The organism is Streptococcus pseudopneumoniae (genome assembly GCF_001072375.1).
GTDB lineage: Bacteria > Bacillota > Bacilli > Lactobacillales > Streptococcaceae > Streptococcus > Streptococcus pseudopneumoniae_L.
In genome coordinates this window covers 1-23,012 of record NZ_JVKV01000077.1, presented here as the reverse complement: position 1 = coordinate 23,012, position 23,012 = coordinate 1, and the positions used below count along the sequence as shown (strand labels likewise).

The window sequence follows — 23,012 nt, the reverse complement described above, 5'->3', positions numbered from 1 at the left end:
AAGTAATCATATACGGTTTAATCAGGCTTGGTAGCAAGCATTAGAAAAGTGACTCCATAGGATTTGCGCTAAGTGGAGACAATGAGGAAAAGTTATGGGAATCTTTGATTTTTTAAAAAAGACAGAAACTGCAGAGGCAACTGAAATAAGTGAAGCACAGAAAGAAAGAGAAGAATCTAAAAACAATGCATGTATTGGAGTTCTAGATTTGTTCCCGATGAAGGAAACGAATCAATTATTGATTGTTGGGAGTCTAGAAGGTAGTCTCAAGGTTGGGGATCAGTTGCAGTTTTGCAATCCCGACCAAGGAATGGAAAGTCTTGGCTCTGTAGAAGTTAAAAAACTTAGCAGTCAAAACAAAGATGCAGATAGTCTTACTGATGAAGTTCTCGCGCATCTAGTGGTTGATAGGATTCCTTCTTTGGATAAACTGAAAAAAGGAAGTGTGCTCTTTAGTTCAGGTATTGAGGAAGAGCAAAAATTATCTAGCTATTCAGATGCTCTTTATCGTGCTTTTGTAGCCATCCAAGAGGGTCAGTTAACAAATGAAGACTATTTGGCAGCTAGCCTTGATGATAGCGTAGAAATTTTACGTCTCTTTTTATGGAAATGCCGTCAAAATCAGGAAACTGAAAGTGAAGAAAGATATCAAGCTAACACCCGCAAGTTGGAGCGTCTAGCAGAAATTGTCAAGGACAAGTTGTTAGCAGCAGATTCAGTTTATGCAGTTTATTCGGAAAAAACAGGCGAACCCTATCTTTTCTCAACGACCTATGACAGGGGAGAAGAGGGGTATCTCTGTACGGATCCCATGATCATGCTTTTGACACCATCTTGGTATCGCCAATTCAAGGAAACCATTGATAGTCGACCAAACTCAGTCGTAAAACTGATTGAAAATACGGAAGAGAAAAAAGGGATTGAAAATTTCCTTGGGACAGCCTTTTACTTAAATGGTGCCTTGGGAGCAATCTTTAATTCCAAGGAAGTCAGCATCAGTGCCTCGGCTTTGGTTCAAAAACCAGATTATTCTAATTTGCCAGACATACAAGTTCCTGTAATGAATCCTGATTTAGTAAGATGGATGTTGTTGATGGGACAATTGGATAGCCCGACGACAGAAGATGAAGAAGTAATTTATAAGCTCTATTATAAGTTCTTCTCGGAAGCTATGCCGAAAGCAAAATTCCTAATTCCTTTAGATGCTGCTTCGGAATTTAAGGACGATAGTCAGGAAGGAAGCTCCTTTGTCTTGGAAAAAGATTCTAGTTTCAACATTCCAGTCAAAGAAGGAAAAGATGGCAGAAATTCTGTTCCAGTATTTACTGATTGGAAACGTCTGCGAATGGTCTTTGATGAAAAATGGAATGGCATGATTGAAGAAGCAGGAGGCATGATTGAAGTTTTTGACTATGCCATAAACCCAACGGAATACTATGAAGCGGGTGCTTATGTTAGTCTAACAGCTTTTAAAGATATGCAAAAGCTCAGTGAGGAACTAGAAGGCAGAGCTAAAGATTAGAGAGTTTCTTTACATTGGGAAACTATATAGTTTTATCTACATCCTACTTGAACCACCAACCTTTTTCAAAGATTGTGAAAGGAAATGATATGGCAAATAGAAGTTATATTTACTTAAAAAACGAAGATGAAGCTCGTATTCTAACAGAGGGAATTTACACAATACCCTATTTTTGGCAATTGTTTTGGGATGAAGAAGATTTAAAAGCTCCTATTGCTCTCTGGGAAACAGCAGAAAAACTGGAAGAAGATGAAGAGCAAGCAGAAAGATTTTACCAAGAGCAGAATGTAGATATCTTGCTTTCTATTGAAAAATTCCAGCAGAATGCCCTCAAAAACCGATCTTTTTTAGAAGAGAATGCCCCGCAATCCGTGCAACTATATGATGACTTTGTCCGTTATATTCTTGCAAATGTCAAAGATGGTGATGTGCTCGGATTTGATCTTTTAGATGTTGTTTTTATGGACCAAGTGTCTGTTGTTTCTGATAAACTGTTAAAAAATATCCGGGCTATTCGGGGAAATCAACCCAAAGATTTAGATTTTTCTTTGACTGAAAAGAACTTAATTGGTCTTGCTATGGGCTTTCCTGACTATTATGCTTCAGAATTATTGCCAGAAGACAATATTCTAGATTCGGTTGCCTATCAGGATGAACTGAAGAAAACGACCCCCCAAGAAGATAAGAAAGTGCTTGATATGACTGGATCTGATTCAAAAGGGAACAAGTCTCGTGTTCTTTTAGTGTTTTGGATTTTGTTGGCACTAGGAATGATGTGGGTTTTATATATTATTTTTAGCTAATAAATAGAAAAGAGAATAAATGAGAATTGCAGATTATAGCGTGACCAAGGCAGTACTGGAGCGTCACGGCTTTACTTTTAAAAAGTCCTTCGGACAAAATTTCTTGACCGATACCAATATCCTTCAAAAAATTGTGGATACGGCTGAGATTGATGACCAGGTCAATGTCATTGAGATCGGGCCCGGGATTGGTGCCTTGACGGAATTTTTGGCTGAGCGTGCAGCTGAAGTCATGGCTTTTGAGATTGACCACCGTTTGGTACCAATCCTAGCGGATACCTTGCGTGATTTTGATAATGTGACCGTAGTTAACGAGGACATTCTCAAGGTTGATTTGGCGCAGCATATCCAGAATTTCAAAAATCCTGATTTACCAATCAAGGTAGTAGCCAACTTGCCTTACTATATCACGACACCTATTCTCATGCACTTGATTGAAAGTGGCATTCCTTTTAGTGAGTTTGTGGTCATGATGCAAAGAGAAGTGGCGGATCGTATCTCTGCTCAACCAAATACCAAGGCTTACGGTAGCTTGTCGATTGCAGTTCAGTATTACATGACAGCTAAGGTAGCCTTTATCGTGCCTCGTACGGTCTTTGTGCCAGCGCCAAATGTGGACTCGGCTATCCTGAAAATGGTACGCCGTCCAGAACCGGCTGTAGCAGTAAAAGATGAGAACTTCTTCTTTAAGGTTTCCAAGGCTAGTTTCACCCATCGTCGTAAGACCTTGTGGAACAACTTGACAGGTTACTTTGGCAAGACTGAGGAAGTCAAGGACAAATTGACTAAGGCTTTGGACCAGGCCGGACTATCCCCAAGTGTACGCGGTGAAGCTCTTGGCTTAGAAGAATTTGCCAGTCTAGCAGATGCGCTTAAAGGACAAGGACTCTAAGATGCAGGGACAAATTATTAAAGCCTTGGCGGGCTTCTACTATGTGGAAAGTGAGGGTCAGGTCTATCAGACACGCGCGCGTGGGAATTTCCGTAAAAAAGGTCATACGCCCTATGTTGGAGACTGGGTAGATTTTTCTGCGGAGGAAAATTCCGAAGGCTATATTCTCAAGATTCATGAACGAAAAAATAGTCTGGTTCGCCCACCCATTGTCAATATTGACCAAGCCGTAGTTATCATGTCAGTTAAAGAACCTGACTTTAATAGCAACTTATTGGATCGGTTCTTGGTTCTTTTGGAGCACAAGGGCATTCATCCTATCGTCTATATTTCCAAAATGGACTTACTGGAAGATGGGGGAGAACTGGATTTTTACCAGCAGACCTATGGTGCTATTGGTTACGATTTTGTGACGAGTAAAGAGGAACTCTTGCCCTTGTTGACAGATAAAGTGACGGTCTTCATGGGACAGACGGGTGTTGGTAAGTCAACCCTCCTCAATAAAATCGCACCTGATCTCAATCTTGAAACGGGAGAAATCTCAGACAGTCTGGGTCGCGGTCGTCATACTACTCGAGCTGTTAGTTTTTACAATCTCAATGGTGGTAAGATTGCAGACACACCAGGTTTTTCATCGCTGGATTACGAAGTAACAACAGCAGAAGACCTTAATCTAGCCTTTCCAGAAATTGCTAGTGTCAGTCGAGACTGCAAGTTCCGTACATGTACTCATACCCATGAGCCATCTTGCGCAGTGAAACCAGCAGTAGAAGAGGGGATCATTGCTACCTTCCGTTTTGACAACTATTTGCAATTCCTCAGTGAGATTGAAAATCGTAGAGAAACCTATAAAAAAGTCAGCAAAAAAATTCCAAAATAAGGAGAAACCTATGTCTCAATACAAGATTGCTCCGTCAATTCTGGCAGCAGATTATGCCAACTTTGAACGTGAAATTAAACGCCTAGAGGCAACTGGGGCAGAATACGCCCATATCGATATCATGGATGGTCATTTTGTGCCACAAATCAGTTTTGGTGCAGGTGTGGTCGAGGCACTTCGTCCTCACAGCAAGATGGTTTTTGACTGCCACTTGATGGTATCAAATCCTGAACATCATTTAGAAGATTTTGCGCGTGCAGGAGCAGATATTATCAGCATCCATGTCGAGGCAACACCTCATATCCATGGTGCTCTTCAAAAGATTCGTTCTCTCGGTGTTAAACCTTCGGTAGTCATCAATCCTGGTACACCTGTTGAGTCTATCAAGCATGTGCTTCACTTAGTTGATCAAGTCTTGGTCATGACGGTTAACCCTGGATTTGGCGGACAAGCATTTCTGCCTGAAACCATGGATAAGATTCGTGAGTTGGTGGCACTTCGTGAGGAGAAGGGCTTGAACTTTGAAATCGAAGTTGATGGTGGGATTGATGATAAAACTATTGCTCAAGCCAAAGAAGCTGGTGCAACAGTTTTTGTAGCGGGATCCTATGTCTTTAAGGGAGATGTCAATGAACGAGTGCAAGCTCTCAGAAAAGAACTGGACTAGAGTTGCAGTTTTTGCTGGTGGAGACCGTGGTCACTATCGAACAGATTTTGATTGCTATGTCGGTGTGGACCGAGGCTCGCTTTGGGTACTAGAGGAAAAACTTCCTCTTGCTCTTGCAGTTGGGGATTTTGATTCTGTGACTGTAGAAGAACGTCAGTTGATTCAGGTAAATGCCCAGCACTTTGTTCAAGCCCAACCAGAAAAAGACGATACCGATTTGGAATTAGCCCTTCTCACTATTTTTGAAAAAAATCCGCAAGCTCAGGTGACTATTTTTGGTGCCCTAGGTGGTCGCATTGACCATATGTTAGCTAATGTCTTTCTACCCAGCAATCCTAAATTGGCGCCCTATATGCGTCAAATAGAGATTGAGGATGGGCAAAATTTGATTCGTTACTGTCCAGAAGGAACCAGTCAACTTGAACCACGTTCGGACTATGAATATTTGGCCTTTATGCCTGTGAGGGATAGTCGTTTGACAATACTCGGTGCCAAGTATGAACTGACAGAGGAGAATTTTTTCTTTAAGAAAGTTTACGCTTCTAACGAATATATAGATAGGGAAGTGTCAGTGACTTGCCCAGATGGCTATGTGGTTGTGCTGCATAGTAAGGACAGGAGGTAGGATGGAAAGTTTACTTGTTGTTTTATTAGTTGCTAATCTAGCCGGCCTCTTTCTCATTTGGCAAAGGCAGGACAAGCAGGAAAAATATCTGACCAAGAGCTTGGAGGACCAAGCAGATAACCTATCAGACCAGCTAGATTATCGATTTGAACAAGCCAGACAAGCTAGTCAGCTAGATCAAAAAAATCTAGAAGTAGCTGTTAGTGACCGTTTGCAGGAGGTGCGTATTGAATTGCACCAAGGCTTAACTCAAGTTCGGCAGGAAATGAATGAGAACCTCCTTCAAACAAGAGATAAGACCGACCAACGCCTCCAAGCCTTGCAGGAATCAAATGAGCAACGCTTGGAACAAATGCGCCAAACGGTTGAGGAAAAATTAGAAAAGACCTTGCAGACACGCTTGCAGGCCTCCTTCGAGACGGTATCTAAACAACTGGAATCTGTCAATCGTGGTCTGGGTGAAATGCAGACGGTTGCGCGAGATGTCGGTGCGCTTAATAAAGTCCTTTCTGGAACTAAAACGCGAGGAATTCTAGGTGAATTACAACTGGGGCAAATCATAGAGGACATCATGACACCTGCCCAGTATGAACGAGAATTTTCTACGGTTGAAAACTCTAGTGAACGTGTGGAATACGCCATCAAGTTACCTGGGCAAGGTGACCAGGAATATGTTTATCTACCGATTGATTCTAAGTTTCCCCTGGCGGATTATTACCGTCTGGAAGAAGCCTATGAAGCAGGTGATAAGGATGAAATCGAGCGCTGCCGTAAGTCTCTCCTAGCAAGCGTCAAGCGTTTTGCCAAGGATATCAAGACCAAGTACCTGGCGCCACCTCGAACAACCAATTTTGGAGTCTTGTTTGTTCCGACAGAAGGTCTCTATTCAGAAATTGTTCGCAATCCAATTTTCTTTGATGATTTGAGACGGGAGGAGCAAATTATCGTTGCAGGTCCAAGTACCTTGTCGGCTCTTCTTAACTCCTTATCAGTTGGCTTCAAGACCCTCAATATCCAAAAGAGTGCCGACCATATCAGCAAGATTCTTGCTAGTGTCAAGACTGAATTTGGCAAGTTTGGTGGGATTCTGGTCAAGGCACAAAAACATCTCCAACATGCCTCTGGCAATATTGATGATTTATTAAACCGTCGTACTACAGCTATCGAGCGAACGCTTCGTCACATTGAGTTATCAGAAGGTGAGCCTGCGCTTGATTTGCTCCAATTCCAAGAAGATGAGGAAGAATATGAAGATTAGTCACATGAAGAAAGATGAGCTTTTTGAAGGCTTTTACCTGATCAAGTCAGCTGACCTGAGACAGACACGTGCTGGGAAAAACTACCTAGCCTTCACCTTCCAAGATGATAGTGGAGAAATCGAAGGGAAGCTCTGGGATGCTCAACCCCACAATGTTGAAACCTTTACAGCAGGGAAAGTAGTCCATATGCAAGGCCGTCGTGAAGTGTACAATAATACGCCTCAGGTTAATCAAATCACCCTTCGCTTACCACAACCTGGCGAACCAAATGACCCAGCGGACTTCAAGGTTAAATCTCCAGTAGATGCCAAAGAGATTCGTGAGTATATGGCGCAGATGATTTTTAAAATTGAAAATCCAATTTGGCAGCGAATTGTTCGAAATCTCTACACCAAGTATGACAAGGAATTCTACTCCTATCCAGCTGCTAAGACCAACCATCATGCTTTTGAGACAGGTCTTGCTTACCATACTGCTACTATGGTTCGTTTGGCAGAAGCGATAGCAGATATTTATCCTCAGCTCAATAAGAGCTTGCTCTACGCGGGGATTATGTTGCATGACCTGGCCAAGGTTATTGAGTTGACAGGTCCCGACCAGACAGAGTACACAGTAAGAGGAAACCTTATTGGTCATATTGCTTTGATTGATAGTGAAATTACCAAAGCGGTAATGGAGCTTGGCATTGATGATACTAGAGAAGAGGTTGTACTTCTTCGCCATGTCATTCTCAGTCACCATGGTCTCCTTGAGTATGGTAGTCCAGTTCGTCCTCGAGTGATGGAAGCAGAAATTATTCATATGATTGATAATTTGGATGCCAGCATGATGATGATGACAACAGCTCTAGCCCTTGTTGATGAGGGAGAAATGACCAATAAAGTCTTTGCTATGGACAATCGTTCCTTCTACAAGCCGAAATTAGACTAGAAACTAAAAAAATGAACTTTATTTAGGCAATAAAGTTCGTTTTTTTGCTTTAGTGTGATATAATGAGAAAAAGACTAAATAAAAAAGAATGGTAAAAATATAATGAAATTAAGAAGAAGTGATCGGATGGTTGTCATTTCCAATTACTTGATTAACAATCCATACAAATTAACCAGTCTCAACACCTTTGCGGAAAAGTATGAATCTGCCAAATCGTCTATTTCTGAAGATATCGTCATCATTAAACGTGCTTTCGAAGAAATTGAAATCGGTCATATTCAAACGGTGACAGGTGCTGGTGGTGGTGTTATTTTTACACCATCGATCTCTACCCTTGAGTCTAAAACGATTATCGAAGAGCTTCGTGATAAACTTTCAGAGAGTGACCGCATTCTTCCAGGTGGCTACATTTATTTATCTGACCTATTGAGCACTCCAGCTATTTTGAAAAATATCGGTCGCATTATTGCTAAGAGCTTTATGGATCAGAAGATTGATGCCGTTATGACGGTAGCGACCAAAGGGGTTCCGCTTGCAAATGCGGTAGCAAATGTCCTCAACGTACCATTTGTCATTGTCCGTCGCGACTTGAAAATCACTGAGGGTTCAACTGTTAGTGTCAACTACGTCTCAGGTTCTAGTGACCGTATCGAAAAGATGTTCCTTTCAAAACGTAGCCTTAAAGCAGGAAGTCGTGTCTTGATCGTCGATGACTTCTTGAAGGGTGGAGGAACCATTAACGGGATGATTAGCCTCTTGTCTGAGTTTGATTCAGAGTTGGCTGGAGTAGCCGTCTTTGCTGATAATGCACAGGAAGACCGTGAACAACAGTTCGCCTACAAGTCACTCTTGAGAGTCACAAATATTGATGTGAAGAACCAACAAATTGCTGTTGAAGTTGGAAATATCTTCGATACAGAAAAATAAGAATTGACTTGAAATACAAAGGTTGGAACTTTCGTCCCAGCCTTTCTTTGATAATGAATATGAAGGAGTCCTATGAAAACACCATTTATTAAACGTGATGCCTTAGAAAAGATTGTTGAGGAGTTTCCAACCCCATTCCATCTTTACGATGAAAAAGGGATTCGTGAGAAAGCACGCGCAGTAAACAAAGCCTTTTCTTGGAATAAGGGCTTTAAAGAATACTTCGCAGTTAAAGCGACCCCAACCCCAGCTATTTTGAAAATCTTACAAGAAGAAGGGTGTGGAGTGGATTGTTCTAGTTATGTCGAACTCTTAATGAGTCATAAACTAGGATTTGCAGGTTCCGATATGATGTTCTCATCTAATAATACTCCAGATAGAGAATATGCCTATGCCCGTGAATTAGGTGCGACGATTAATTTAGATGCCTTTGAAGATATCGAGCATTTGGAACGTGCAGCAGGTATCCCAGAAATCATCTCTTGCCGTTACAATCCTGGTGGCGTATTTGAACTGGGTACGGACATTATGGATAATCCTGGTGAAGCTAAGTTCGGGATGACTAAGGAACAGCTTTTTGAAGCCTTTGCAATCTTGAAAGAAAAGGAAGCTAAAACTTTTGGGATTCATTCCTTCCTAGCTTCCAATACAGTGACCCATCTCTACTATCCAGAATTAGCACGTCAGCTTTTTGAATTGGCAGTAGAAATCAAGGAAAAGTTAGGTATTTCACTGGACTTTATCAATCTTTCTGGAGGTATCGGGGTTAACTATCGCCCAGACCAGGAGCCTAATGATATTGATTTGATTGGTGAGGGAGTTCGTCAGGTTTATGAAGAAGTCCTCACACCAGCAGGCCTTGGTCAAGTTAAGATTTTTACAGAACTAGGGCGCTTTATGTTGGCACCTCATGGCATTCTCGTCACAAAAGTAACTCATAAAAAGAAAACCTACCGTACCTATCTAGGAGTAGATGCGTCAGCTGTTAACCTTATGAGACCAGCTATGTATGGTGCCTATCACCACATCACCAATATGATGCATCCTGATGGTCAGACTGAAGTGGTTGATGTTGTTGGCTCTCTTTGTGAAAACAACGATAAGTTTGCAGTTAATCGTGAATTACCTCAAACAGAAATTGGTGATTTGTTAGTCATTCATGATACAGGTGCGCATGGCTTCTCTATGGGCTACCAGTACAATGCCAAGCTTCGTTCGGCAGAAGTTCTCTATACAGAGGACGGTGGAGCACGCTTAATCCGCCGAGCAGAGCGACCAGAGGATTATTTTGCGACTCTCTATGGGTTTGATTTTGACAAGGATTAATAAATATTTTGAAAATCATGAAAGTTGAAAGTGAAAAACAGATTGTTTTCTAAAAAATAGGCAAAATCTGTGGTTTTTCTTTTCAGTCATGGTATAATAAAGACTATAAAACGTTTTCAAGGAAGGTAACGATATGTCTGAGGAAATAATTGACTATGGACAAGTGACAGGAATGGTGCATTCGACAGAGAGTTTTGGGGCGGTAGATGGCCCTGGAATTCGTTTTATTGTCTTTTTGCAAGGCTGTCAGATGCGTTGCCAATATTGCCATAACCCTGATACTTGGGCTATGGAAACCAATAAATCTCGTGTACGAACAGTAGATGATGTTCTAGAAGAAGCGCTTCGTTATCGTGGTTTCTGGGGAGACAAGGGAGGTATTACAGTCAGCGGAGGGGAAGCCCTCTTGCAGATTGATTTCTTGATTGCCCTCTTTACTAAGGCAAAGGAAAAAGGTATCCACTGTACCTTGGATACTTGTGCCCTTCCATTCCGTAACAAACCACGCTATCTAGAAAAGTTCAACAAGTTAATGGCCGTGACAGACTTGGTTCTCCTTGATATCAAGGAAATCAACGAAGCACAACACAAGATTGTAACCAGCCAAACCAATAAAAACATCTTGGCTTGTGCTCAGTACTTGTCAGAAATCGGTAAACCTGTTTGGATTCGTCACGTTCTTGTACCTGGATTGACAGACAGAGATGAGGATTTGATTGAACTTGGTAAGTTTGTAAAAACTCTCAAAAATGTTGATAAGTTTGAAATCTTGCCTTACCACACCATGGGTGAGTTCAAGTGGCGTGAACTTGGGATTCCATATTCTCTTGAAGGAGTTAAACCTCCAACAGCAGATCGTGTTAAGAATGCTAAGGAACTAATGGATACAGAAAGTTATCAAGATTACATGAAACGTGTACATGGATAAAAAGAAGCCTGATGGGAACATCGGGCTTTTAAGTTTACACAAATAAATATAGATAAGACAAAATTAAACAAAATAAAATTTTTATGATTTAGATGACAATACATATTTTATAAAGATTTAAAATCCTGAAAAAAATCCGAAAATTATTGATTAATATATACTTGTTTCAAATGATACAACAAATTGAATAGGAGAAATCTATGGAACAAAGTATTACCATTAAAAATCTATGTAAGTCATATGGCCAAACTCAAATTTTAAAAGATATTTCTTTTGAAGCAAAAGCAGGTAGAGTGACTGCTTTCCTGGGCCCAAATGGAGCTGGTAAAAGTTCAACCTTACGTATCTTATTAGGATTAGACAAAGCAACATCTGGTCTTACCAAAATTGGAGATCAAACTTATAAGGAATTAAAATTCCCTCTAAAGACTGTAGGAGCTTCATTTGACAGTGTCGGAGCTCCTGATGATCGGACTGTTTATCAACATTTGAAAATTGTTGCTGCTAGTAATGGGATATCCAGTAAGCGAATTGAGCAAGTCTTGGATATGGTGGATATTAGCCATAAGAAAAAATCTAAAATTGGGAAATTATCATTAGGAGAAGGACAACGCTTGGGAATTGCAACAGCTTTATTAGGGAATCCTCAGTATCTGATATTGGATGAACCGACAAATGGGTTGGATCCAAGAGGAATTCGTTGGTTTAGAGAGTTTATAAAAAAACAGGCTCAAGAAGGGAAGACAGTATTACTATCATCTCATATATTATCGGAAGTGGAAGCAGTGACAGATGATGTGGTCATCATAAATAAAGGCAAAGTTCTTATAAAAGGGACTTTACAAGAAGTGATGAAAAATCTTTCTTCATTAGAAGAAGTCTTCTTTAGTTTAACAGAGGGAGGGAAGTGACATGGGACTTATTTACTCTCTTCATTCTGAAATATTGAAATTACTTTATAAGAGAACTACTCATGTTGTACTATTCTTGATACTGGTATTTCAAACGTTTTTAGCAAATATTGGTGCATCTCAAATTGTTTCAGTTGGTATCCATGCTACACCAGAGACAAATCCAGAGTTAGTAGAAGCTATTCCACCTATTGAATTTTTAGGATTTGATGTTACTCTAATTGGCATTTTTTTTATGATTATCTTAGGCTCAATCTTCGGAGCTGAAGAGTATAAAGATTCTGCTATTCGCACAAGCCTCCTCTCTAATACGAGTCGAATTACTCTCCTAGTTTCAAAGACATTAATTTGGCTGGTATTTTCTTTTGTCATTTCCTTCCTATCAATATTTCTGACGATTAACATGACACATTATGTTTTAGGACAAGATGGTTTATTGCTTTTTTCACTAAATGGGACAGTTTGGTTCTATATGTTTTTGGACAGTATAGCTTGGACATTGTTGGGACTTTTAGCCTATATTCTGGCTTTAACATTTAAAAAAGCCCTTGTTCCCCTATTGTTTTTGCTTCCTCAAGTCTACAATTTAGGAACATTCTTAGCCGACCATATATCAATTGCAAAATTTCTTCCAGTTTCATTGAGCTATGGACTGATTGCTACATCTCCACAAATGTTAGAACAGAATAGTTTACAAAATATTTTGCTTTTACTTTGTTGGAATTTGTCATTCTTGGCTTTGGCAATTTACCGCGCACTTCAGTCAGATGTTGGAGGAGGGGAATGAGTTGAAAGAGCAATTAAAAAGTGAGTATCTCAAGTTTATTATGAATCCTTGGCATTGGTTGATTATAGGTGCTCTATTACTTTGCGTTCCGCCGATGGTTATTTTTTTAAATAGTAAACCGGATCAGTTGACCCTATACTTTGTTTTGGAACAGCTACTGCAAAGTCTCTATCTAGGACAGGCAGGTTTCATTAGTCTAGCGGTCCTATTTATAGGTCAAGAATTTACAGGTTCTAGCCTTCGTACCAGTTTTCTTACCTGTCCAAACCGTTTGAAATTTATAATATGTAAACTAGCTATTGTGTTATGTGTGGAAATTGTATTATTGCTAGCTGTAATATCAGTATGTATACTATTTGCTCAAGGATTTTACAATATCAATCTTTTGAGCAATATTAAACATGTTCTAACAATTCTATTTCCAGTTTGTATTTCTATTCTAACCTTCGCTCTTTTAAGTGGTATTTTTGTATTTATTTTCCGATCTTTTACCTTAATTTTGGGAATAAGTTTATCACTTTTATTGGGACTAGGACAAATGTTATTACAATTCAGTTCTTTATTTAGAAATTTACCCTTACTAGCTAGTATGAACTGTTACTATATCCATCCTTTATCACTTTATTATCCAGTGTGGCAAGGCTTAGGGATACAAATGGTTTGGTTATTACTTGTTTTTGTAGTTGCTGCACTGATACTTAGAGAAAGAAATGTACGCTAAAGATAGGGGCTATCCTGTCTTTTTCTCAGTTAGTGTTATAATATATTCAAGGGGGTGAGTTATGGCTTACAAAATATTAGTGGTAGATGATGATTTTGCTATTCTTCGCCTAATTAAAAAGGTACTAGAATATGAAAAATATGAAGTAGTCATACGAAATAACATAGAAGAGATTGATCTTTGTGATTTTACAGAATTTGACTTGATTTTGTTAGATATTATGATGCCTGTTAGTGGTTTAGAAATCTGTAAGATGATTCGCGATCAGATAACTGTTCCTATCTGTTTTATAACTGCTAAGGATATGGCTGAAGATTTGGTAGCTGGAATTAATGCAGGCGCCGATGATTATATTATGAAACCTTTTAGTATGCAGGAGCTTTTAGCGCGTGTGAAAATGCACCTTCGTCGTGAAGAACGGACTAAAGGAACTGCTCATCAGATAAAAAGCGGGAACCTTGTACTATATACTGATAGTAAGGAACTATTTATAAAGAATGATAAGGTTCCATTGACGAGAAGGGAATTTGATATTGTTAGCCTTCTAGCAAGTCACCCAAATAAAATATACTCAATTGAGGAAATTTATAATTATCTATATCCACAAAGTTCAGAAGCTCTTTTACGTTCGGTTTCAGAGTATATTTATCAAATTCGTCAAAAGCTGAAACCTTATCAATTAAATCCGATTAAAACCTTGTACGGTGGAGGATATCAATGGGTAGAATCAAAAGTTTTAGACAATTAATTCGAGAAACCTGTTGGAGAATTATTTGGCAGTTTGGTCTTGGTTTATTATTAGCTTATCTTATTCCCTTAGCTTCTGTATCCATACAAATAATGGAGGATGGGAAACCTCTTAAAAATAATAATGTTCAATCAATTTTTTTCAATGTGTCATCATGGATATATATTTGTGTTTTATTGATTATTCTAATAAGTTATCACATTGGTAAATTGTTGAAAAAACTAAGTTATGAAATGAATTTGATTTATGAAAATAGTATGTGGCTAGAAAGCGAATGTACAGAAAGATTAACAGTTAAGGAATTTCGTGAGACAGGAAATCGAATTATTGTGATGCAAGATCGTATTCGACAGCTATTAGATGATGAGAAGCAACAGAAAGAAGACTTGATGTTTCAGGTTTCAGCAGTTTCTCATGATTTGAAGACACCTCTAACTATCATCAAAGGGAATGCAGAATTTTTGCACACTTCCACTAAAGATGAGCAGTCTAAAGAATGTTTAGCAGATATCGTTCGTGCTAGTCAACGCTTACTTGATTATTTTAATCAGTTGATTCATTATTCTAAAACTTACTATGATGATGAGGCGGAATGGATGGATTGTGATGCTTTAGATTTTGTAAATATACTGGAGCATGAGGCATATTTCATCATTCAGAATCAAATGAAAATAAATTTTGAACAGTCTATTCGAGATGATGAGGTTTATCACATTAATTTAAATCTTTTGGTTAGAGCGATACAAAATATATTAACAAATACTTTGGAGTACGCAGATAAACAGAATCCTAAAATTAAAATTAGGGTAGAGCAAGAGGGGAAGGAATTGAAAATAGGGATATGGAATAATGGCTCTGAATTTCCAGAGGAAGTTTTAACTAATTTTGGGAAGCTCTTTTATCGTATGGATAAAGCTAGATCGGTTAAAGGGCAACATTATGGTATTGGACTTAGTTTTGTATGTAGAGTTGCAAAACTGCACAAAGGCCAAGTTGAGCTTAGAAATAGAGACGAGGGAGCAGAAGTTTTAATGATTCTCGATTGTATTAAATCAAAGTGATTTACTTACTAATTTGTTATCATAGGATTTAAATAAAATTAGGATGTGAAAGTAGATAATAAAAACGAATGAATGATACCTAGTTCATGAAAACTATTTATCATTCATTCGTTTTTTAATTATTGGATACTATACGTAGCTTTATCTAGAATGTTGTTTTCCAGCATTACGTTTTTTGTTTTTCTTCTTGTTAGAAGTTGTGATAGCTGTTGCTGGTTCAGGGGTTACATCTTTACGAGCGCCTGAAGTTTTGCTTGCTTTTGGTGGATTCTTAGCAAATTCTTCGCGTACTTTTTTACGAAGTTTTGGACGAACCAGGTAGTTGATGATGAATTGTTGAAGGATCATCATGAAACCACCGACAACCCAGTAAAGTGTAACGCTGGCTGGTGAGAAGACAGAGAACACGACAATCATGAGAGGACTCATATAGAGCATCTTCTTGATTTGTTCTCTTTGAGTTTCGTCCTCAACTCCATGTAAAGAAAGGAGTGATTGAAGATAGTAAAGGATACCAGCAAAGGCAACCAAAATCATACTAGGTGAGCCTAGAGGAATTCCTAGGTAGCTTGCTTGGGCGACTCCTTCAGTATGTTGGGCAGCAAAGTAGATAGCAGAGAAGAAAGGCATTTGAATGAGGATAGGGAAACATCCCACGCCACCAAACATGCTGATGCCGTACTCTTTTTGAGCAGCAAAGAGAGCTTGTTGAGCTTCTAGTTTTTCTTCTTGAGTTGTTGCTTCTTTCAGGCGAGTCTGATGTGGTTCAAGGACATGCTTGAGAGCATTCATCTTTTCAGAGTGAAGCGTTGCCTTCCATGATTGGTAGATACCAAGTGGGAGGATAATCAAGCGAACGATAATGGTTACGATGATGATCCCAACACCGAAACCGAGGCCTTGATCATTGGCGAAGTATTTGATAGCTTCCCCCATTGGAGCACCCAAGAAATCCCAAACGGGACCAGTTGGGAGTCCTGTTGATTTATCAATCTGGACACAACCTGTTAAGACTAATAGCATAGCCACTCCCATAGCCGAGAGAGCGATTCGTTTAATTGATTTCACTGTTTTTATTCCTTCTTTAAAAATTATACCTTTCTATTCTACTGTTTTTTTGGGAAATATACAATAGTTCTAGAGACCTAATTTGCGACTTTGAAGTCTGAATAAGATGGAAAGTTACTCATTTGCACATCTAGGTAGGTTACTTTAGAGAATGGGGTAGGGCCTTTTCGGATCTCTTGGATAAACTTGGCCATGATGGCAGAAGACTCAGCCTGAGCTAGAATTTCAACTGTTCCGTCGTCGTTATTCCAGACACGACCCGTAATGCCACCTAGTTCTAGAGCCAGACTATAGACACCCCAGCGAAAGCCCACTCCTTGGACGCGACCTTGGGCGATCATTTTAACCTTTTGCATACCAAACCTCCTTGATTGTGTTATAATATTTCTATGACTATTATAACCTCTAAAGCCAATTCTGTGGTGAAAAATGCCAAAAAATTACATCAAAAAAAATATCGGAAAACCTCTTACTTGATTGAGGGTTGGCACTTGTTTGAAGAAGCTGTTCAAGCTGGTTCAAAGATTGAGAAAATTTTTGCCCTTGCAGAGTATGGAGATAAACTGGTAGACTATCCTCAAACTGTTTTTGTAACCGAAGAAATTCTGCTTGATTTAGCAGATTCGCAAACGCCTCAGGGCATTGTTGCCATTGTTCAAAAGGAAGAGGAGCAGTTGCCGGATTTGACTTCAGGGAAATACCTTTTCTTAGAAGATGTGCAAGATCCTGGAAATGTGGGGACCATGATTCGGACGGCAGATGCAGCAGGTTTTTCTGGAGTCATCGTTTCAAGTAAGTCAGCAGATATTTATAGCTTGAAGACTCTCCGATCTATGCAGGGCAGTCATTTTCATTTACCGATTTATCGGATGCCTGTTGAAACATTTGTAGAAGAGGCTAAAAAGGGCAATTTACCAATTCTGGCAACTACTTTGTCCCAAAAATCTAAAGATTATCGTGAGCTTGTTCAGCTAGAAGATTTTGCCTTGGTCATGGGGAATGAAGGTCAAGGCATTAGTCCATTCATGACAGACCAGGCAGACCAGCTGGTTCATATCAGCATGAAAGGGCAGGCGGAAAGTCTCAATGTCGCTATTGCTGCAGGTATACTCATGTTTTATTTGAGTTAAATGATTTAATTTTTGTTATAATCAGTAAAAAGATTTCATAAGGAGAAAAAAATATGAATCAAACAATTATTCAAGAACGTTCAGGTTTGAATCAATTTTATGCAAAAGTTTATGCTTTTGTAGGAGTTGGAATTGCCTTATCCGCACTTGTTTCAGCCTTGATGTTAACAACCTTCCAAGACCTTCTTGTTCAGTTGATGTTTAATGCCCGCATATGGCTAATCGTGACAGGAGTAGTTGAAGTTGCTCTTGTCATTGCAGCTAGTAATATGGCTTATAAAAATAGCCCAGCAGCTCTTCCGATGTTTCTCATCTATTCAGTAGTGAACGGTTTTTCACTGAGTTTCATCGTATCGCTCTATCTACCAGGAACGGTTCTAACGGCTTTTATTTCCAGTGCAGCCCTTTTCTTTGTCATGGCAATTGTCGGAGTTGTGATTAAAAAGGACTTGAGTGGTATCGGGCGTGCTTTGATTGCAGCCTTGGTAGGTCTCATTTTAGCTATGATTGTTAATGTATTCTTAAACAGTGGTCTCTTCGACTACATTATCAGTATTGTCATGGTTCTTGTTTTTGCAGGTTTGATTGCTTGGGATAACCAAAAGATTCGCTATGTTTATGAAGAATCAAATGGTCAAGTCGCTACAGGTTGGGCAATTTCTTTGGCACTTAGCCTCTACCTTGACTTTATCAACCTTTTCCTTAGCTTCTTGCGTATCTTTGGAAGTGACGATTAATACTTTTAGAGCTCAAATGAGCTCTTTTTTTAATTTTTACTTTTATTTTTACTGGCAAAAGGGTATAATCATCTTATTATTTCAAAAGGAGAGATGTATGAAGAAAAGTTTTATTCATCAACAGGAAGAAATTTCCTTTGTAAAAAATACCTTTACCCAGTATTTGAAAGATAAATTAGAAGTTGTGGAAGTGCAGGGGCCAATCTTGAGTAAGGTTGGGGACGGGATGCAGGATAACCTTTCAGGGATTGAACATCCAGTTTCTGTTAAGGTTTTGCAAATCCCAGATGAAACCTATGAAGTGGTGCATTCCCTTGCTAAGTGGAAACGCCATACCTTGGCCCGTTTTGGTTTTGGTGAGGGAGAAGGACTCTTTGTTCACATGAAGGCTCTTCGTCCAGACGAAGATTCCCTAGATGCGACTCATTCAGTCTATGTAGACCAGTGGGATTGGGAAAAAGTTATTCCAAACGGACAGCGCAATCTTGCCTATCTTAAAGAAACGGTAGAAAAGATTTATAAGGCTATTCGTTTGACAGAGTTAGCAGTAGAAGCTCGCTACGACATTGAGTCAATTCTACCTAAACAAATTACCTTTATCCATACTGAAGAGTTGGTTGAACGCTATCCAGACTTGACACCTAAAGAACGTGAAAATGCTATTTGTAAGGAATTCGGTGCTGTCTTCTTGATTGGTATCGGTGGAGAATTGTCAGATGGAAAACCTCATGATGGACGTGCACCAGACTATGATGACTGGACAACTGAGTCTGAAAATGGCTATCATGGCTTGAATGGGGACATCCTTGTTTGGAATGATAACTTGGGTGCAGCCTTTGAATTGTCTTCAATGGGCATTCGTGTCGATGAAGACACCCTCCGTCGCCAAGTAGCCATCACAGGAGACGAAGACCGTCTAACTTTAGAATGGCATAAGGCTCTCCTAAACGGACTCTTCCCATTGACAATTGGTGGAGGAATTGGTCAATCTCGTATGGCTATGTTCCTGCTTCGTAAGAAGCATATCGGTGAAGTCCAAACCAGTGTTTGGCCACAAGAAGTGAGAGACACCTACGAAAATATTCTTTAATCAATCGAGCCGTAAGGTTCGATTTTCTTTTTTTGATAAGAATTTGGTATAATATACGGTATGAAAATCGTATCAGGAATCTACGGTGGGCGTCCGTTAAAGACGCTGGACGGTAAAACGACAAGGCCAACATCAGATAAGGTTAGGGGCGCTATTTTTAATATGATTGGCCCCTACTTTGAAGGTGGGCGTGTGCTAGATCTCTATGCTGGCAGTGGTGGTCTATCCATCGAAGCAGTCTCAAGAGGGATGTCTAGTGCCGTTCTGGTTGAGAAGGATCGTCGAGCACAGAACATAGTCGCAGAAAATATCCGAATGACTAAGGAAACTTCCAAGTTTCAATTATTGAAAATGGAATCCAGTCGTGCATTGGAGCAGGTGGATGGTGCCTTTGATCTTATTTTCTTGGACCCTCCTTATGCAAAAGAGCAAATCGTGTCAGATATTGAAAAAATGGCAGAGAGAGATCTTTTTTCAGAGGATGTCATGGTGGTATGTGAGACCGATAAATCAGTAGAACTTCCAGAAGAAATCGCCTGTTTGGGCATCTGGAAGGAAAAAATATATGGGATTAGTAAGGTGACGGTTTATGTCAGATAAGATTGGGCTATTTACAGGTTCTTTTGATCCGATGACCAATGGACATTTGGATCTCATTGGGCGTGCAAGTAAGCTCTTTGATCAATTGTATGTAGGAATTTTTTATAATCCCCATAAAACGGGATTTTTACCGATAGAGAGCCGAAAGAAAACTGTTGAAAAAGCAGTGGCACATCTGGAGAATGTCCAAGTCATAGCTTCTCACGATGAATTAGTCGTTGATGTTGCTAGAAGATTAGGTGCAGAGTTCTTGGTGCGTGGCTTGCGTAATGCAACAGATCTTCAGTATGAAGCTAGTTTTGATTTTTACAACCATCAACTAGCGGGAGAAATGGAGACAATCTACCTCCACAGTCGCCCAGAGCATGTATACATCAGCTCTTCAGCTGTGAGAGAACTATTGAAATTTGGTCAAGATATCAGTGGGTATGTACCAAATGCTGTCCTAGAGGAGTTAAACAATGAAGAAAAAAACTAGATGGCCCTTATATCTCATTATTGGGCTCATTATCACTTTTATCGCTTTTACAGTGCCCCTGCCTTATTATATCGAGGTGCCAGGAACTTCTGAAGATATTCGAAAGGTTTTACAAGTTAATAACCAACCTGACCAAGAGGAAGGTTCCTACCAATTTGTGACGGTTGGAGTTAAGCACGCTAGACTGGTTGACTTAGTCTATGCCTGGCTAACTCCTTTCACGGACATACATAGCGCCAAAGAAATGACTGGTGGTTCGTCAGATGCGGAATTTATGCGAATCAACCAGTTTTACATGGAAACTTCGCAAAACATGGCCAAATATCAAGGTCTAAAGACGGCCGGTAAGGAAATAGAGCTCAAATACTTAGGTGTCTATGTTTTGACTGTAACAGATAACTCGACTTTCAAGGGAGTTCTTAATATTGCTGACACCGTGACAGCTGTGAATGATAAGACTTTTGAGAGTTCCAAGGAGATGGTTGACTACGTTAATTCTCAAACTCTAGGTGATCAGGTTAAGGTTACTTATGAGGAGGATGGGAAAGTCAAAACTGCTGAAGGAAAGATCATTACACTAGAAAATGGGAAGAATGGTATCGGAATCGGCTTGATTGACCGCACAGAAGTATCTAGTGATGTGCCAATCAAGTTTTCAACTGCAGGCATTGGTGGTCCTAGTGCTGGGATGATGTTTAGTTTATCCATCTATACGCAAATTGCAGATCCCACTCTTCGAAATGGACGCATCATTGCTGGTACAGGAAGTATCGACAGAGATGGGAATGTTGGTGATATTGGTGGAATTGATAAAAAGGTTGTGGCCGCAGCTAAAAAGGGAGCAACTGTATTCTTTGCTCCTAACAATCCAGTAACTGAAGAAGCTAAAAAAGCAAATCCAAATGCCAAGAGTAATTATGACACAGCTCTAGAAGCAGCTCAAATGATTAAAACAGACATGAAAATCGTTCCAGTCAAAACGCTTCAAGATGCGATTGACTATTTGAAAAATAATCCCTAAACAGTAGGCAAATCCCTAAACTAGCGTAGAAAAACAGAAGATGGTATAATAGGCAAATGATTCAATTGTTTTTTACTCTTAGTAGTCATATGTTTTTTATCTACCTAGTCTTTCAGCTCTTGAAAGATTTGGTCAGATGGGATCAAATTTTGAAGGTGACAAAGGATAATGCGAAGAAGGTTCGACTCTTGGTAGTATTGTGTAGTATCGGTTTAGGATATCTGGTTAGTTCCTTTTTTCTGAACCTCTACCAACTTTGGCAAGAAGCAGTTAGGACGCTATTTTAAAATTGTAAGTGAAGGAAAATACTCTATGGAAAAAATTGTAGTTCAAGGTGGCGATAATCGTTTGGTTGGAAGTGTTACCATCGAGGGTGCAAAAAATGCAGTTTTGCCACTGCTTGCAGCAACTATTTTAGCAAGTGAAGGAAAAACAGTCTTAAAAAATGTTCCTATTTTATCGGATGTTTTTACCATGAATCAGGTGGTTCGTGGATTAAATGCGAAAGTAGACTTTGATCAAGAAGCACATGTTGTTGAAGTTGATGCAACCGGTGATATCACAGAAGAAGCTCCCTATAAGTATGTCAGCAAGATGCGTGCTTCTATTGTAGTATTGGGGCCAATCTTGGCTCGTGTAGGACATGCTAAAGTTTCGATGCCAGGTGGTTGTACTATCGGTAGTCGCCCTATCGACCTTCACCTAAAGGGACTCGAAGCGATGGGGGCTCAAATTACTCAAACGGCAGGATATATCGAAGCTAAGGCAGAACGCTTGCACGGAGCTCACATTTACATGGACTTCCCAAGTGTAGGTGCCACTCAAAACTTGATGATGGCGGCAACTCTTGCTAACGGCGTTACAGTCATTGAAAATGCTGCGCGTGAACCTGAGATTGTCGACTTGGCTGTTCTCCTAAATAAAATGGGTGCCAAGGTCAAGGGAGCAGGAACAGAAACTGTGACGATTACTGGTGTTGAGCAACTACACGGTGCAACCCACAATGTTGTACAAGACCGTATCGAAGCAGGGACCTTCATGGTAGCAGCTGCCATTACAGGTGGAGATGTCTTGATTCAAGATGCCATCTGGGAACACAATCGTCCCTTGATTGCTAAATTACAGGAAATGGGTGTTGAAGTCATCGATGAGGACGAAGGAATTCGTATTCGTTCTCAACGTGAAAAATTAAAGGCTGTCCACGTTAAGACACTTCCACATCCAGGATTTCCGACAGACATGCAAGCGCAGTTCACTGCTCTAATGACCGTTGCTCAAGGTGAGTCAACCATGGTAGAGACTGTATTTGAGAATCGTTTCCAACATTTAGAGGAAATGCGTCGTATGGGCTTGCACTCTGAAATCATCCGTGATACAGCCCGTATCGTCGGAGGACAGCCTCTCCAAGGTGCAGAAGTTCTATCGACAGACTTACGTGCCAGTGCAGCCTTGATTTTGACAGGCTTGGTAGCTGAAGGCGAAACAGTTGTAGGAAAGCTTGTCCATTTAGATAGAGGTTACTACCGTTTTCATGAAAAATTAGCTCAGTTAGGAGCTAAGATTGAACGGGTAAGTGTGGAAGCTGATGAAGATGAATAAACAATCCAAATATGTCTTACGTCGCTTTATCCTAGTAATTGTAGTATTACTACTAGGATTCTTAGCTCTTGCTATTGGTTTGATGATTGGCTATGGTATTCTAGGAAAAGGTCAAGATCCTTGGGCTATTTTAGCACCAGCAAAATGGCAAGAACTCATCGCAAAATTTACAGGAAAATAGGCTGGGAGACCAGTCTTTTTCTAGGAAGTGAATGTAATACTCAATGAAAATCAAAGAGCAAACTAGGAAGAGAACCGCAGGTTGCTCAAAACACCGTTTTGAGGTTGTGGATAGAACTGAC

The 23,012-nt window shown here is 39.8% G+C and carries 27 protein-coding genes; 25 read left to right on the top strand and 2 right to left on the bottom strand.

The window, feature by feature from the left end; genetic code table 11:
* Window positions 1-94: 94 nt before the first annotated feature.
* The 16 genes from ADH31_RS06285 (at window position 95) to ADH31_RS06210 (ending at window position 14,987) form a co-directional block, all read left to right on the top strand.
* Window positions 95-1,522 (top strand): SseB family protein, encoded by a 1,428-nt coding sequence (locus tag ADH31_RS06285; protein WP_049509636.1) that lies wholly within the window; start codon window positions 95-97, stop codon window positions 1,520-1,522.
* Between the two features lie 89 nt (window positions 1,523-1,611).
* On the top strand, window positions 1,612-2,325 hold the full coding sequence (locus ADH31_RS06280) for a hypothetical protein (RefSeq protein ID WP_049509634.1): 714 nt from the start codon (window positions 1,612-1,614) through the stop codon (window positions 2,323-2,325).
* Window positions 2,326-2,344: 19 nt separating this feature from the next.
* A complete protein-coding gene (gene rsmA, locus ADH31_RS06275) occupies window positions 2,345-3,217 on the top strand; it encodes a 16S rRNA (adenine(1518)-N(6)/adenine(1519)-N(6))-dimethyltransferase RsmA (protein ID WP_049509632.1) in 873 nt (290 codons plus the stop codon).
* 1 nt (window position 3,218) lies between these two features.
* Window positions 3,219-4,097: a ribosome small subunit-dependent GTPase A gene (gene rsgA, locus ADH31_RS06270; protein WP_049509652.1), complete on the top strand. Its 879-nt coding sequence runs from the start codon at window positions 3,219-3,221 to the stop codon at window positions 4,095-4,097.
* A 10-nt stretch (window positions 4,098-4,107) separates the two neighbouring features.
* A complete protein-coding gene (gene rpe / locus ADH31_RS06265) occupies window positions 4,108-4,764 on the top strand; it encodes a ribulose-phosphate 3-epimerase (RefSeq protein WP_049509630.1) in 657 nt (218 codons plus the stop codon).
* Complete coding sequence (locus ADH31_RS06260; RefSeq protein WP_049509628.1) at window positions 4,727-5,389, top strand: thiamine diphosphokinase; 663 nt, start codon at window positions 4,727-4,729, stop codon at window positions 5,387-5,389. Before rpe ends, ADH31_RS06260 begins: the two co-directional genes overlap by 38 nt.
* 1 nt (window position 5,390) lies before the next feature.
* A complete protein-coding gene (rmuC, locus tag ADH31_RS06255; RefSeq protein WP_049509626.1) occupies window positions 5,391-6,647 on the top strand; it encodes a DNA recombination protein RmuC in 1,257 nt (418 codons plus the stop codon).
* Window positions 6,637-7,578 (top strand): 3'-5' exoribonuclease YhaM family protein, encoded by a 942-nt coding sequence (locus tag ADH31_RS06250; protein WP_000703215.1) that lies wholly within the window; start codon window positions 6,637-6,639, stop codon window positions 7,576-7,578. Before rmuC ends, ADH31_RS06250 begins: the two co-directional genes overlap by 11 nt.
* A gap of 102 nt (window positions 7,579-7,680) precedes the next feature.
* Window positions 7,681-8,505, top strand: coding sequence for a pur operon repressor (gene purR, locus ADH31_RS06245; RefSeq protein ID WP_049509624.1), 825 nt, complete (start codon window positions 7,681-7,683; stop codon window positions 8,503-8,505).
* A gap of 72 nt (window positions 8,506-8,577) precedes the next feature.
* Window positions 8,578-9,831, top strand: a complete 1,254-nt coding sequence (locus tag ADH31_RS06240; protein ID WP_049509621.1) for a diaminopimelate decarboxylase — start codon at window positions 8,578-8,580, stop codon at window positions 9,829-9,831.
* 133 nt (window positions 9,832-9,964) lie between these two features.
* Complete coding sequence (gene pflA, locus ADH31_RS06235) at window positions 9,965-10,759, top strand: pyruvate formate-lyase-activating protein (RefSeq protein ID WP_001287990.1); 795 nt, start codon at window positions 9,965-9,967, stop codon at window positions 10,757-10,759.
* Between the two features lie 200 nt (window positions 10,760-10,959).
* Entirely contained in the window at window positions 10,960-11,670 is a 711-nt protein-coding gene (locus tag ADH31_RS06230; RefSeq protein ID WP_049509619.1) for an ABC transporter ATP-binding protein, read from the top strand.
* Window position 11,671: 1 nt separating this feature from the next.
* On the top strand, window positions 11,672-12,457 hold the full coding sequence (locus ADH31_RS06225; protein WP_049509618.1) for an ABC transporter permease: 786 nt from the start codon (window positions 11,672-11,674) through the stop codon (window positions 12,455-12,457).
* A 1-nt stretch (window position 12,458) separates the two neighbouring features.
* Complete coding sequence (locus ADH31_RS06220) at window positions 12,459-13,178, top strand: ABC transporter permease (RefSeq protein ID WP_049509617.1); 720 nt, start codon at window positions 12,459-12,461, stop codon at window positions 13,176-13,178.
* A 61-nt stretch (window positions 13,179-13,239) separates the two neighbouring features.
* A complete protein-coding gene (locus tag ADH31_RS06215; protein WP_049509615.1) occupies window positions 13,240-13,926 on the top strand; it encodes a response regulator transcription factor in 687 nt (228 codons plus the stop codon).
* Window positions 13,896-14,987: a sensor histidine kinase gene (locus tag ADH31_RS06210; RefSeq protein ID WP_049509613.1), complete on the top strand. Its 1,092-nt coding sequence runs from the start codon at window positions 13,896-13,898 to the stop codon at window positions 14,985-14,987. The genes ADH31_RS06215 and ADH31_RS06210 overlap by 31 nt, the downstream gene beginning before the upstream one ends.
* A gap of 141 nt (window positions 14,988-15,128) precedes the next feature.
* On the opposite strand, the gene yidC is transcribed toward ADH31_RS06210, so the two are convergent.
* Both yidC and ADH31_RS06200 read right to left on the bottom strand, forming a co-directional pair.
* Window positions 15,129-16,055 (bottom strand): membrane protein insertase YidC, encoded by a 927-nt coding sequence (yidC, locus tag ADH31_RS06205; RefSeq protein ID WP_049509611.1) that lies wholly within the window; start codon window positions 16,053-16,055, stop codon window positions 15,129-15,131.
* A 77-nt stretch (window positions 16,056-16,132) separates the two neighbouring features.
* Window positions 16,133-16,411, bottom strand: coding sequence for an acylphosphatase (locus tag ADH31_RS06200; protein ID WP_001174500.1), 279 nt, complete (start codon window positions 16,409-16,411; stop codon window positions 16,133-16,135).
* Between the two features lie 33 nt (window positions 16,412-16,444).
* On the opposite strand from ADH31_RS06200, the gene ADH31_RS06195 reads away from it, so the two are divergent.
* The 9 genes from ADH31_RS06195 to ADH31_RS06155 all read left to right on the top strand — a co-directional run bounded on the left by ADH31_RS06195 (window position 16,445) and on the right by ADH31_RS06155 (window position 22,891).
* Window positions 16,445-17,185 carry a TrmH family RNA methyltransferase gene (locus ADH31_RS06195; protein WP_049509610.1) on the top strand — a complete coding sequence of 247 codons (741 nt, stop codon included), beginning with the start codon at window positions 16,445-16,447 and terminating at the stop codon, window positions 17,183-17,185.
* A gap of 53 nt (window positions 17,186-17,238) precedes the next feature.
* Complete coding sequence (locus ADH31_RS06190; RefSeq protein WP_049509609.1) at window positions 17,239-17,922, top strand: Bax inhibitor-1/YccA family protein; 684 nt, start codon at window positions 17,239-17,241, stop codon at window positions 17,920-17,922.
* Window positions 17,923-18,019: 97 nt separating this feature from the next.
* The gene (gene asnA, locus ADH31_RS06185) at window positions 18,020-19,012 is read left to right on the top strand and encodes an aspartate--ammonia ligase (RefSeq protein WP_000747986.1); all 993 of its coding nucleotides are present in this window, start codon (window positions 18,020-18,022) and stop codon (window positions 19,010-19,012) included.
* 60 nt (window positions 19,013-19,072) lie between these two features.
* A complete protein-coding gene (rsmD, locus tag ADH31_RS06180) occupies window positions 19,073-19,612 on the top strand; it encodes a 16S rRNA (guanine(966)-N(2))-methyltransferase RsmD (RefSeq protein ID WP_049509607.1) in 540 nt (179 codons plus the stop codon).
* Window positions 19,602-20,090 (top strand): pantetheine-phosphate adenylyltransferase, encoded by a 489-nt coding sequence (gene coaD / locus ADH31_RS06175; protein WP_049509605.1) that lies wholly within the window; start codon window positions 19,602-19,604, stop codon window positions 20,088-20,090. Before rsmD ends, coaD begins: the two co-directional genes overlap by 11 nt.
* The gene (locus ADH31_RS06170; protein ID WP_000730763.1) at window positions 20,074-21,111 is read left to right on the top strand and encodes a SepM family pheromone-processing serine protease; all 1,038 of its coding nucleotides are present in this window, start codon (window positions 20,074-20,076) and stop codon (window positions 21,109-21,111) included. Before coaD ends, ADH31_RS06170 begins: the two co-directional genes overlap by 17 nt.
* 56 nt (window positions 21,112-21,167) lie before the next feature.
* On the top strand, window positions 21,168-21,398 hold the full coding sequence (locus ADH31_RS06165) for a DUF1146 family protein (RefSeq protein ID WP_049509602.1): 231 nt from the start codon (window positions 21,168-21,170) through the stop codon (window positions 21,396-21,398).
* A 25-nt stretch (window positions 21,399-21,423) separates the two neighbouring features.
* Complete coding sequence (gene murA, locus ADH31_RS06160) at window positions 21,424-22,710, top strand: UDP-N-acetylglucosamine 1-carboxyvinyltransferase (RefSeq protein ID WP_049509600.1); 1,287 nt, start codon at window positions 21,424-21,426, stop codon at window positions 22,708-22,710.
* The gene (locus ADH31_RS06155; RefSeq protein ID WP_080980079.1) at window positions 22,697-22,891 is read left to right on the top strand and encodes a DNA-directed RNA polymerase subunit beta; all 195 of its coding nucleotides are present in this window, start codon (window positions 22,697-22,699) and stop codon (window positions 22,889-22,891) included. Before murA ends, ADH31_RS06155 begins: the two co-directional genes overlap by 14 nt.
* Window positions 22,892-23,012 lie beyond the last annotated feature (121 nt).